Origin of the sequence: Arthrobacter sp. efr-133-TYG-118, assembly GCF_030209755.1 — a bacterium.
Taxonomy (GTDB): domain Bacteria; phylum Actinomycetota; class Actinomycetes; order Actinomycetales; family Micrococcaceae; genus Arthrobacter.
Genome location: NZ_JARVRH010000015.1, coordinates 58268 through 70266, shown reverse-complemented (window position 1 = coordinate 70266; position 11999 = coordinate 58268). Strand labels below are relative to the sequence as shown.

General features: G+C 62.8%; 12 protein-coding genes. 4 read left to right on the top strand and 8 right to left on the bottom strand.

Translation table 11 applies throughout. The annotated features are described in order from the left end of the window. Nucleotides 1–50 precede the first annotated feature (50 nt). Nucleotides 51–971, bottom strand: a complete 921-nt coding sequence (locus tag QRN59_RS14225; protein ID WP_284983153.1) for a transporter substrate-binding domain-containing protein — start codon at nucleotides 969–971, stop codon at nucleotides 51–53. Nucleotides 972–1193: 222 nt separating this feature from the next. On the opposite strand from QRN59_RS14225, the gene QRN59_RS14220 reads away from it, so the two are divergent. Beyond that, a complete protein-coding gene (locus QRN59_RS14220) occupies nucleotides 1194–2120 on the top strand; it encodes an Lrp/AsnC family transcriptional regulator (RefSeq protein ID WP_284983194.1) in 927 nt (308 codons plus the stop codon). Between the two features lie 232 nt (nucleotides 2121–2352). On the opposite strand, the gene QRN59_RS14215 is transcribed toward QRN59_RS14220, so the two are convergent. Beyond that, complete coding sequence (locus QRN59_RS14215; RefSeq protein WP_284983152.1) at nucleotides 2353–3447, bottom strand: pyridoxal-phosphate-dependent aminotransferase family protein; 1095 nt, start codon at nucleotides 3445–3447, stop codon at nucleotides 2353–2355. Between the two features lie 340 nt (nucleotides 3448–3787). On the opposite strand from QRN59_RS14215, the gene uraD reads away from it, so the two are divergent. Together uraD and uraH are read left to right on the top strand one after the other, a co-directional pair. Continuing rightward, on the top strand, nucleotides 3788–4318 hold the full coding sequence (gene uraD / locus QRN59_RS14210) for a 2-oxo-4-hydroxy-4-carboxy-5-ureidoimidazoline decarboxylase (protein WP_284983151.1): 531 nt from the start codon (nucleotides 3788–3790) through the stop codon (nucleotides 4316–4318). Next, on the top strand, nucleotides 4315–4656 hold the full coding sequence (gene uraH, locus QRN59_RS14205) for a hydroxyisourate hydrolase (RefSeq protein WP_265979873.1): 342 nt from the start codon (nucleotides 4315–4317) through the stop codon (nucleotides 4654–4656). The genes uraD and uraH overlap by 4 nt, the downstream gene beginning before the upstream one ends. 53 nt (nucleotides 4657–4709) lie before the next feature. Here uraH and QRN59_RS14200 read toward each other — a convergent pair whose 3' ends face one another. The 6 genes from QRN59_RS14200 to QRN59_RS14175 are packed head-to-tail and all read right to left on the bottom strand — an operon-like array spanning nucleotide 4710 to nucleotide 11444. Beyond that, a complete protein-coding gene (locus tag QRN59_RS14200) occupies nucleotides 4710–5492 on the bottom strand; it encodes a 3-oxoacyl-ACP reductase (RefSeq protein WP_284983150.1) in 783 nt (260 codons plus the stop codon). A gap of 44 nt (nucleotides 5493–5536) precedes the next feature. Next, complete coding sequence (locus tag QRN59_RS14195; RefSeq protein ID WP_284983149.1) at nucleotides 5537–6901, bottom strand: aldehyde dehydrogenase family protein; 1365 nt, start codon at nucleotides 6899–6901, stop codon at nucleotides 5537–5539. Then, nucleotides 6898–7704, bottom strand: a complete 807-nt coding sequence (locus QRN59_RS14190) for a gamma-glutamyl-gamma-aminobutyrate hydrolase family protein (protein WP_284983148.1) — start codon at nucleotides 7702–7704, stop codon at nucleotides 6898–6900. The genes QRN59_RS14195 and QRN59_RS14190 overlap by 4 nt, the downstream gene beginning before the upstream one ends. Nucleotides 7705–7709: 5 nt before the next feature. Next, on the bottom strand, nucleotides 7710–9110 hold the full coding sequence (locus QRN59_RS14185; RefSeq protein ID WP_284983147.1) for a glutamine synthetase family protein: 1401 nt from the start codon (nucleotides 9108–9110) through the stop codon (nucleotides 7710–7712). Continuing rightward, on the bottom strand, nucleotides 9107–9841 hold the full coding sequence (locus QRN59_RS14180) for a FadR/GntR family transcriptional regulator (protein ID WP_284983146.1): 735 nt from the start codon (nucleotides 9839–9841) through the stop codon (nucleotides 9107–9109). The genes QRN59_RS14185 and QRN59_RS14180 overlap by 4 nt, the downstream gene beginning before the upstream one ends. 58 nt (nucleotides 9842–9899) lie before the next feature. After that, a complete protein-coding gene (locus QRN59_RS14175; protein ID WP_284983145.1) occupies nucleotides 9900–11444 on the bottom strand; it encodes an amino acid permease in 1545 nt (514 codons plus the stop codon). A gap of 136 nt (nucleotides 11445–11580) precedes the next feature. On the opposite strand from QRN59_RS14175, the gene QRN59_RS14170 reads away from it, so the two are divergent. Next, on the top strand, nucleotides 11581–11964 hold the full coding sequence (locus QRN59_RS14170; RefSeq protein WP_284983144.1) for a hypothetical protein: 384 nt from the start codon (nucleotides 11581–11583) through the stop codon (nucleotides 11962–11964). Nucleotides 11965–11999: the final 35 nt, after the last annotated feature.

The window sequence follows — 11999 nt, the reverse complement described above, 5'->3', positions numbered from 1 at the left end:
CGAGTTAGGGGCGGGGGCCGCAGCGCTATTGCGGCCCCCGGGGAGGATGGCTAGGGGACGTCGACGATCGTGGGATCGAGCTTGTTGTCCTTGGCGATCTTGGCCAAGGTGCCGTCCTGGTGGAGGTCCTTCAGCGCTTGCGCGATGGCGGGAGACAGCGGATCGTTCTTGCGGGTGAACACGCCGAAGGTGGTGTCCGCCGGGAAGACTCCGGGGGCCACGCTGAGCTTGCCTTCGTTCTGGCTGGCCATGTAGGCGGCCGCCACATTGGTCTCGATCAAGGCCTCGGACTTGCCGTTGAGGACTGCCAGCACCGTTTCAGCCGTCTTGGGGTATTCGGTGAGCTTGGGTTCGTCCTTACCGGCCTTCTTGCACTCGTCCTTGAGCGCGGTGATGCGCGCGGCGTTGGATGAGGCGCTCTGCGCTGCGACGGAGTGGCCGCACAGGTCCAGCGCGGTCTTGTAATTGCCCGTGCTGGCCGGTGCCGAGAGGATCGCGGGGCCGGCGTTCATCACGGCCGAAGCGTCGGCGACGTCCAGACGGGCCTTGCTCATGTAAAGACCACCGAAGATGGCGTCGCAGCGGCGGGTTTGGAGTCCCGGCATGAGGCCGTCGAATGTGGTTACTTCGAACTTGGCGTCGACTCCCCAGTGCTTGGCGAGAGCCCGGGCGGCATCGGCGTCGAACCCTGCGATGTCACCGCCGGAACCGTTGGCGTAGTACTCCAGCGGCGCGTATTCGGGGTCGATACAGAGGGTGAGCTTGCCGCTCGTGGTGAGTCCCTTCGGCGCGGTGGCCGATGCTTGCCCCGTGGAACTGGGGGAAGCTGCGGCGGAGCAGCCGCTCAACAGCAGGGCCAACGCAGCGGCCGCCAGGGCGGGCTTCGTGAACTTGAGCATGTGCAGATCTCCAATGACTGTTGGGGTCGCGTGGAAACGCGAGTCGGAGTGCGCCGATGTGGCGTTGATCACGATGCTAGCGAAAAATCCCGCCAAATCAAGCGAATCAGTTGTTTAATACTGATGTGACACAGTTTTTGTGCGCTCCTCACGATTTTTTGATCCAAATCACTTGCCTATCGCATGGCTCGTGAAAGTATTGATTACGACGGCGGCGCTCGGCTCGCCGTGGCGCCGCACCTCGCTAAGCACCCACTACCGCGGCCTAGGGACAAGGCGGTTATTGTGAAGACCATGCATGATCTGGACGACAGGCTGATCCGCCTGCTGCAGGCCGATGGCCGCGCTTCGTTCAGCGAGCTATCCAAGCAGCTGGGCGTGACACGCTCCGCCGTGACGGCCAAGGTCAATGAGCTCACATCCTCCGGAGAACTGCGGATTGTGGCTGCAGTCCATCCGCGCTTATTGGGCCTGACCGCCGTCGCGCACATCTCCATCCGGCTCAACGGTTCCGCACGCGCGGCTCTGGAGAAGTTGAGCCAATTGGACGGCGCCGTGTTCGCCTCCCTCACCACGGGCAGGTACGGCATCATCGCCGAACTCCGCCTGCCCACGGTGGAAAGGCTCTACGAAGACGTCGAGGCCATCCGCCTTTGCGAAGGCGTGGCTGCCGTCGATGTCCTCATGTACAAAGAGGTGGTCCGCAGCCTCTTCCTCGGCAAGGAGCCCCCGGACCCCCGGCTTGAACTCGACCAGGCGGACCTGCTCCTCATGAGCGAGCTCCAGGTGGACGGTCGCCTCGGTTTCGAGTCCCTCGGCGAACGGATCGGCCTTTCGGCCAGCGCCGCCAGGATCCGGGTCCTTCGCCTGCTGGAAGCCCGCGTCATGCAGATCGGCCCTATCCGGAGCCGCTCCGGTTCTTCGCGGTCCATGGCCTTTGGCTTCGGAATCTCGACAGCAGCCGGCACCGAGGAAGCAATCGACTTCTTCTCTGCGACGCCCGGCGTGGAGTTCATGGCCAGCTGCCTCGGCAGGCACGACCTCGTGGCGACCGTGGGTGTCAGCTCCCTGGACGAAATGTACGAGGTCCTGGACAAGGTACGCGCGATGGACTCGGTGGCAAGCGTGGAGTGCTGGCTGCACCTGAAAATCGTCCAGGAACGATACGCCAAGCCCCTCGACAAGATGCTCGCGACAAAAGCCCAATCCAACGGCCACTAACTTCCCCTTCCGACGCCCGCTCACAAACAAGGCCGCCCGGGCCGACGCTCGCTCACAAACAAGACCGTCCGGGCCAACGCCCGCTCACAAACAAAGCCGTCCGGGCCAACGCCCGCTCACAAACAAGGCCGTCCGGCGTGACCGTCGCGCAGATGACCTGCAGGACGGTTCGGCACTTTTCTGCCAGAAGTGAGCGTGCGTTTGGGATTTGGCCGTCATATGTGAGCGGGCGTCAGGCTTTAGCGATCGCTTCTTCCAGTGCGCCAAGAACGAGCTTTACCGATGCCCTGTTGGCATTCGGACCCATCATGCCGATCCGCCAAACGGTCGACGTAAACGCACCCGCCCCGGAGCCGATTTCCATACTGAAGTTCTCCAGAAGGTAAGAGCGGACGGCAGCCGAGTCCACGCCGTCGGGCACTTTGACTGTGGTGAGGCTCGGCAATCGCGAGCCCTCCGCGGCAAACAGCTCGAGCCCCATCGCTTCAAGGCCATCCCGCAACTCGGCTCCGGCTGCACGGTGCCGCGCTTGAACAGCCGCGAGCCCCTCGGCCAAGATGCGGTCCAATCCGGCCTCGAGCCCTGCGATCATGGTCACCGGCGCCGTATGGTGATACGTCCGGCTGCCACTCGCCGCGCCAACATACCCACCCAGAAGGCCGATATCGAGGTACCACGAACGCGGCTCTTTGATGCGCCGCTCGAAAGCGCGCTCGGACACTGTGAACGGGGACAAGCCAGGGGGCGCTCCCAAACACTTCTGTGTCCCGGCATACCCGACGTCGATCCCCCAGTCGTCAGCCAGGAGTTCCAGCCCGCCGATGGACGTCACCGCGTCCACGATCAGCAGGGCGTCGCCCTTGCCGGCGCCCAGGGGCGCGACGTCGGACAGGACGCCTGTGGAGGTTTCGGCGTGGACGGCGGCAATCACCTTGGGATGAGGGTGCGCGGCGAGGACCCGCTCCGCGTCCACGGGCCGGCCCCATTCATGATCGACGCGGACCACCGTGGCGCCGCAGCGCCGGGCGACCTCACACATGCGCTCCCCGAAAAGCCCATTGACGGCAATTACCGCCACGTCGCCGTCGGAAACTGTATTAACGAAGGCAGCCTCCATGCCGCCAGAACCAGTGGCACTCAATGGCAGGGTGCGGGCATTCCGGGTTCCCCACACAGTTCGAAGCCCGGCGCATGTCCGGTCCAGGCGCTCTATGAACACCGGATCCAGATGCCCGATCACCGGATACGCCAACGCGGCGGTCACTTCCGGATAGCAATTGCTGGGACCCGGTCCGAAGAGATACCGGGAAGTCAGGACCTCTGGCATGGCGGAACTCCTTTGGCTCGTTGCTGACATTGTCCACCAGACCGCAAACGTGAGCGAGCGTTCCGGGAAACACCACCAAACGTGAGCGAGCATTTCGGGAAACGCCACCAAACGTGAGCGGGCGTCGCAGGGAGGGCAGGGCGGGGCGGGAGGACCGGGGTGCGGTATTCTCTTGACACCACGGCAGTCATTGGATTCACTATTACGTATGCTGAAATAACAGTTCCATGATGTGGAAGGCCTGAAGTGCGGAGGCGCGCAGGTCCATCCGGCAGGAATGGCCGGAGTTCCGCATAGCCAACACCATGGATGCCAGCACTCGCACGAGGAATGAACAAGCATGCAGCTTGAAGTATTCAACAGCGTGGACCGTGCGGACGCCATCGACGTCCTCCGCCCATGCCTCGACATCCAGCGTTGGGTGGAGCACGTCGCAGATGCGCGCCCCTTCAGCGGCCTGGACTCCTTGCTCGATTTCGCCCGGGAAACCGCCGAGCCGTTCACGTCGGACGAAGTGGCGGCCGCGATGGCCCACCATCCGCGGATTGGCGAACGGCCGAAGGCCCAGACCACCGAAGCCGCGATGTCCCGCTCCGAACAGGCCGGCGTCGACCCCGGCGATGACGGCGTCGTCACCGCTTTGGCCGAAGGCAACCGCGAATACGAGGCAAAGTTCGGCCGCGTCTTCCTGATCCGCGCCGCGGGCCGGACCGCCAAGGAAATCCTGGCCTCCCTCCAAGAGCGCCTGAGCCACAGCGCGGAAGAAGAAGACGTCATCGTGGCGGGCCAGTTGCGCGAAATCGCACTGCTGCGCCTCGCCGGCGTCATCAGCGAAGCCCGCGCGAGCAACGAAGGAGTGTCCAACAAATGAGCGTTTCCCAGATAACCACCCACATCCTGGACACCGGATCCGGACGCCCGGCGGCAGGTGTCGCCGTCGTTCTCTCCGTGCGCGACGGCGACAACTGGAGGCACGTCGCTAGCGGCACCACCGATGCGGATGGCCGGATCAAGGACCTGGGTCCTGAAAGGGTCGACGGCGGCAGTTACCGCCTGAACTTCGCGACCGGTCCGTACTACAAGGCACAGGGCGTGGACACCTTTTTCCCGGAAGTGGACTTGAGCTTCACGGTGTCCGACGCCGGCGAGCACTACCACGTGCCGCTCCTGCTCAGCCCCTTCGCGTTCTCCACGTACCGGGGAAGCTAACGCGTCGGTTCCCCACCCACCACTGGACTGGGGAACCGACTTCGAAGCTGCCCCTAGTCGATCGGGGTGACGTAGGCTCCCGAGATGCCGCCGTCAACCATGAAGGTCGACGCGGTAATGAACGAGGCGTCGTCGCTTGCCAGGAAGGCGACCGCAGCGGCCAGTTCTTCGGGCTCGGCGAAACGTCCCAAGGGCACGTGGACCAGGCGGCGCGCTGCCCGCTCCGGATCCGAGGCGAAGAGTTCCTTCAGCAACGGGGTGTTGACCGGTCCAGGGCACAGTGCGTTGATCCGCACACCCTTGCGCGCGAATTCGACGCCCAGCTCGCGGGTCATTGCCAGCACGCCGCCCTTGGATGCGCTGTAGGAGATCTGCGAAGTTGCCGCACCCATCACGGCCACGAAGGACGCGGTGTTGATGATCGAGCCCTTGCCCTGCTCCAACATGTAGGGGAGTGCGTATTTGCAGCAGTAATAGACGCTGGTCAGGTTTACCTCCTGGACCCGGCGCCAGGCATCGATTCCGGTGTCGAGGATGGATGCATCGTCCGGCGGGGAAATACCCGCATTGTTGAACGCGATATCCACGCTGCCGTAATGGCCCTTGGCTGCGGCAAAGAGGTCGATGACTTCCTGCTCGTCCGTGACGTTGACCTTCACGAAGATGCCATCGACGGCGGCCGCGGCTGCTTCTCCGGCTGCCGGGTCGATATCGGCGATGACCACGTTGGCACCCTCCGAGGCGAAGCGCTTTGCCGTGGCCAGGCCGATCCCGCTGGCGCCGCCGGTGATGACGGCTGTGCGGTCCTTGAGTCGGTTTGAAATGAATTCGGTCATGGTGATCTCTCCTTGAATGATGGGGCTTCCAAAGTTTGGCGGGTTCAGTGCGCGATGAAGACGTTCTTTACTTCGCTGAAGGAATCAAGCGCGTCAGGACCCAGCTCGCGGCCCAGGCCCGATTGCTTGAAGCCGCCGAACGGCGTCGAATACCGGACTGAAGAATGGGAGTTCACCGAGAGGTTTCCGGCATCCACTCCGCGGGCCACGCGCAAGGCCCGGCCAACGTCTTGGGTCCAGATGGATCCGGAGAGGCCGTATTCGGTGTCGTTGGCAATCCGTACAGCGTCCGCTTCGTCGTTGAACGGAACGACGACGACGACTGGTCCGAAGATCTCCTCACGCACCGCCGGGTCGTCGAACGAGTCGGGGGCCAGGACAGTGGGCGGGAACCAGAAACCCGGCCCTTCGGGCACCTCGCCTTGGAAAGCTATGGGCGCCCCCGAAGGCACGAAACCTGCGACGGTTTCCCTTTGCCGGGCGGAAATCAACGGCCCCATGACGGTACTTTCATCGGCCGGGTTGCCGACTTTGACAGCCCGAACTGCAGGTTCCAAGAGCTCCAAGAAGCTATCGTAGGCGGACTTTTCCACCAGGATTCGGGACCTTGCACAGCAGTCCTGGCCGGCGTTGTCGAACGCACCGCCGGGCGCTGCGGCAGCAGCGGCCTGAAGGTCGGCGTCGGCGAACACGATGTTTGCGCTCTTGCCTCCCAACTCGAGCGTCACTCGCTTCACTTGATCAGCACAACCGGCCATGATCTGCTTGCCAACCCCGGTGGACCCGGTAAAGACGACCTTTCGCACGGCGGGGTGGGTCACGAAGCGCGCTCCCACCACGGAGCCCTTCCCCGGGATGATGGTCAGCACGCCGTCGGGCAGGCCGGCCTCGCGCGCCAACTCGCCCAGCCTCATCGCCGTCAGGGGCGTAAGTTCCGCAGGCTTGAGGACCACCGTGTTGCCTGCCGCGAGGGCCGGAGCGAAGCCCCACGCCGCGATCGGCATGGGAAAGTTCCACGGCACAATAATGCCGACAACGCCCAACGGCTCGTGGAAGGTCACATCGAGGCCTCCGGCAACGGGGATCTGCCGCCCGAAGTGCCGCTCAGGAGCCGCCGAGTAGTAACTGATGACGTCACGCGCATTGCCCGCTTCCCAGCGGGCGTTGCCGACCGTGTGTCCCGCATTGCGGACTTCCAGTTGTGCGAGGTTCTCCAGATCGGCGTCGACGGCGGCCGCGAACCGGCGCAAGAGCAGTGCCCGGTCCGACGGCGACACTTTCCGCCAGGTTTCAAAGGCGCCAGCCGCGCGTGCAATCAGGGCGTCGGTCTCGGCGAGGGACGCAAGTTCAACAGTTTGAAGGAATTCCTCGGTGGCCGGATTGATGATGTCAAAAGTTGTGGCACTCACGCCCAGCTCGTTTCTGTCGGTTTGAATTCCGTCGTTGGGTCGACGCGCTCAGCGCAGGGCTCGCCGTCCCGGTACCTTCTGGCGGCCTCGATGAATCCTTCAAAGAGGCGCACGTCGGAACGATTTTGTTCAGGGTGAAACTGAACGCCCAACGCCCAGCTTCCTTGGGTCGACTCGACGGCCTCGATCGTGCCGTCCGCCGCGTACGCCGTGACGCACAGGCCTTCGGCAACCCGGTCGAGAATCTGGTGGTGATAAACGGGCGCCGATGCCCGCTCGCCCAGGTGTTCGGCGATAATGCTCCCCGGCCGGGTACCGAACTGGACTTCGCCATAAACCCCCGATGCGGGTTGGTAGTTGGCCTCGGGAAGCACATCCGGCACGTGCTGGATGAGGTTTCCGCCCAAGGCCACGTTCAGGATTTGCGCGCCGCGGCAGATGGCAAACAGAGGAACCCCCTTCTCCAATGCGGCCAGCGTCAAGGCGATGTCGTGCTCGTCCCGGGCGGGCTGGCTGCGAGTGCTTGGGTGAGGCTCGGCGTCGTAATTTCCGGGGTCGACGTCGGCTCCGCCCACCACAATCAGGCCATCCACGAGGTCAAGTACGGAGGTATCCGTGCCGATAGGCGGCAGAAGAAGAGGGGTGCCGCCGGCCGCCACGACGGCTTCCAAATATGCCGCCGGCAGCACCGCTGCCCGCGCATCCCAAACCCCCCATTTCGCGTCTTGGAGATAGGTGGTCAGGGCGATCCGAGGCCGTGGGCTCGAACCTGGATCTGGAGCCGGCGTCTGATTCCGAGTCATTGCCCCTACAGCCTTTCGAACCCGCGGCGTAGCTCCCAGTCCGTGATGGCGGACTCAAATGCTGCCAGTTCGACGTCGGCGTAGTTCACGTAGTGCCGGACCACTTCCTCACCGAAGACTTCCTTGGCGATCACGGAGTTGGCGAACAGATCCCGCGCTTCCCGCATCGTCGTCGGCACGGTGGGAGCGCCCGAAGTGTATGCGTTGCCGAGGGTTGCCGGTTCGAGTTCGAGCTCATTTTCGATTCCGTAGAGCCCGCCGGCCAGCATGGCCGACAATGCCAAGTAAGGGTTGACGTCGCCACCCGGCAGCCGGTTTTCCAGCCGCGCGCTTTGGCCATGCCCCACGAGGCGCACCGAGCAGGTGCGGTTGTCGAGGCCCCAGGCCACCGCGGTCGGGGCGAAAGAGCCTTTGACGAACCGCTTGTAGGAGTTGATGTTGGGAGCGTAAAAGAGCGTGAATTCCCGCATCGTCGCAAGCACTCCGGCGATGAAGTGATCGTAGGTTTTGGTGCGGGCGCCTGTGGCCTTGTCCCAGAAGACCAGCTCATCGTCGAGTCCGCGCAGGGACAGGTGGATGTGGCAGGAATTGCCCTCGCGCTCGTTGGGCTTGGCCATGAAGGTAATGGATTGGCCCATGTCATGGGCGATGTCCTTGGCCGCGGTCTTGTAGACGGAATGGTTGTCCGCCGTGGTGACCACTTCGTCGTACTTGAACGCGATCTCGTGTTGGCCGAAGTTGCATTCACCTTTGGCGGATTCCACCGTCATGCCCGCAGCGTACATCTCGTTCCGGATCCTGCGAAGCAGGGGTTCCACGCGGCCGGATCCCAGGAGCGAGTAGTCCACGTTGTATTGGTTGGCAGGTGTGAGGTGCTTGTAGTCCAGGTCCCATGCCTGCTCGTAGGAGTCGTTGTAGACCACAAACTCAAGCTCGGTTCCGGCAAGTGCCTTCCAACCGTGCTCGGCCGCCTTCGCCGTCTGGCGCTTGAGCATGGCGCGGGGTGAAACGGAGACCGGAGTGCCGTCGGTCATGGACAGGTCGCACTGGATCAGTGCACTCCCCTCGCGGTAGGGAAGGACGCGGATAGTGTCCAGATCCATGTCGAAGAGCATGTCTCCATAGCCTTTTTCCCACGAGGAAATGTCATAGCCATCAACGGTGTTCATTTCGGTGTCAACGGCGAGGAGGTAATTGCAGCCTTCGGTGCCATGCTCCAGGACGGAATCCAGGAAGAATTGCGCGTGGAGGAGCTTGCCCTGAAGCCTCCCCTGCATGTCGGTGAAGCCGAGAATCACGGTGTCTATGGCGCCCTCGCCAATCTGCGCCTTAAGTTGCTCAACGGTGAGCATACGGTCATTGCGAGGGTGAACGGTGTTCGAAATGTCGTTCATGGTGCTGCTCATTTCAGTAGTCCCTTGAGTAGTGCGGCAGTGGACTCGCAGTGCAATTCCATGACGCTTCGGGCCGCTGCAGGCTCGCCGTCGAGGATGGCCTGCACTATCAATCGATGTTCTTGGTTTGAATGTTCGATATTCCGCTGCAGGAAGGGGATCTCCGCGAGGAACTCGTGGATCTTTGTCTGGATGGTGGTGCTCGCTTTATTGAGTTCGGACGACCCCGCAACAGCGGAGAAAGCCAAGTGAAGGCGGGCGTCCGCTTGCCTGTATTCCACCGGTGAACCCGCGTTTTCAACCTCGGCCAGGGAATCGGTCAGAAGCCGGCGCTGATCCTCGCTGAGCCGCATCGAAGCCGCCCGATGGCAGGCCCCGGGTTCAATCACCGAGCGGAAGATGAGGATATCGCTGATTTCCTCCTGCCTGTCCTTGTTGCCCAGACGCTCCGGCGGACGGGCGTTGCCGACCGGTTCGACGATGGTTCCGCCGCCCCTCCCCCGGACGGTCGTGACGAAACCGGCCGCGCGCAGTGCGCTGATCGCTTCGCGCAGCGTGGCCCGGGAGACCTGCATGCGCTCGGCCAAGTCGCGCTCGGGTGGGAGGCGTTCGCCGGTCTTGAAGATCCCCAACTGAATTGCCGATCCCAAGTGCTCGACGCACGACTCGAAGGCCATGTGTCCACGCACGGGGAGCAAGACCGTCTCCAGCAGGGGGGATTCAATCGGTTCAACGAGGAACATGGCGACCTTCCTGGCTGGGAGGCCGCCGGCGAAGAACCGCCGGCGGCCCATGGTTGTGCTAATTGAGCAGCTTATCCGCGTCGATCGTCAGGTGCTCCTGTTCGGCACTCGTCATGAACGTCCGACGCCCCGTGGTGTACCAAAGCACCGTGGCAAGGAGGAAGACGACCACGACGGCGATTGGCGCGTAGTTGAAGGTGTCGATGGTGATGTCTGCGACGGGCGGAAGAACGAAGAGAATCACGATGATGGCGACCCACACAATTGCTACCCAGTTGATGACGGGACTCCACTTCCCCAGGTGCCACGGACCCGGTACGAAGTTCTTGTTGAGCCTGCGGAGCAATACCGGGGTGATGTACGCGATGTAGAGGCCAATGACGGCAACGCTCGTCACCGCAAAATACGCGGTTGTATTGAACAGGGCGGGTGAAGCGAGCACAATCGCGCAGCCAACGCAGAGCCAGATCGAATTTGTCGGGGTGCCGCTCCGGGCGTTGACTTTGGCCCAGATGCGGGACCCCGGCAGTGCGTTGTCTCGGGAGAACGCGTAAGTCATGCGCGAGTTGGCGGTCACTGACGCCATGCCGCAGAAGAATTGTGCACCTACCACGATGGCGAGCAGGAACTTCGCTACGCCGGGGTTGCCCAGCGCATCCAGGAAAATCTGTGCGGGAGGCAACCCGGTTGGCGTGGCACCAAGGGTGGTCAGTCCGTCCTCTGAACCGTTCGGAATCGCGGCGACGAGTGAGTAGAGCAGAATCCAGCCACCGATAATGGAGATGACCACGCTCATGACAATCCCCTTGGGGGCTGCGATGGCGGCGTTCTTGGTCTCTTCGGCAACGTGGGCCGAAGCATCGTAGCCGGTGTAGGTGTACTGCGACATGAGCAGGCCCATGAGGAAGACATACGGCCCGAAGGTGAAGCCGGTTTCGTTGTGCCACGCCGTCATTGTCCAGTCGAAGGACTGGTGGCTCGTGGGCATGATCCACAGCGCCGCCACAATGATCGCGACGCCCACAATGTGCCACCAAGCGGAGACATTGGAGAGGAAGCTGACAATCTTGACGCCGAAGCTGTTGAGCAGTGCGTGGATGACCATGAGGACGACGAATAGGACGAACGTACCACCAGCGGTGGGTTCGACGCCGAAAGTCAGCGCCGCGAAGGCCATCATTGTCGTGGCGCAACCGAAGTCGATTGCGGCCGTGACGGCCACTTCACCGAGGAAATTGAACCAGCCGACATACCAGGCCCAGGCCCGCTTGTTGCGTTTGGCGAGCCGGCCGGCCCAGAAATACAGGCCGCCGGCTGTCGGGTATCGCGAACAAACCTCGGCCATGGAAAGGGCCACGCACAAGACCAGGAGGCCAACGATTGGCCAACCCACGTTGATGGCGGCCGGGCCGCCGGACTTGAGCGCGATGCTGAAGGAGGTAATGCAGCCAGCCAAGATCGAAATGATGGAAAACGAGACTGCGAAGTTGGAGAAACCGGACATGCCGCGATGTAGCTCTTGCTTGTAGCCAAGCTCGGCGAGGGCCGCAGCATCTGCGTCTTGCACAGCCTGCACCTTCGCTGCCGTAGAACGATCACTCATGATTATTCTCTTTCTAAACGGAAGGGGGGAACGGGCCGACACCGCTCGCATCGATAGTGACCCACTTCACTTCCATCTGTCAATGGTCTGACTTCAGACCACAAACCAACCTGCTCGAAACGGTAGTCTGGTAGGCATGGTTTCTGAGGACTCGAACGTCGACGGCACGTCACAAAGCGGCACGTCACAAAACAGCACCGCGCACAACGCCAGGTCAGGGGACGGCGCTCCCGAACGCCGCGGGATCACGGTCCGCCGTGCGCCGAAGTTCGTTCCATTCATGGGCCTGGGCGGGGTGCTCGGCATTATCGTTGCCGCGTTCGTGGCCTACGGGATCCCCGGCGACGAGAGTTTCGACACCGGCGCGGTCTTCGGGTTCTTCCTTGTGACCTTTGCCGCTGGCGGCGTGCTGCTCGGTGCCATCGCGGCCCTCGTTCTGGACAAGGTCAGCGTGCGGCGCTCCCGGCGTGCCGTCGTCGAATCCGTACCCAATCCGACAGGGGACGACGCCGAGGCATAGGATCCCGGTCACAATGCCGCGTGAGGGAAAGTACC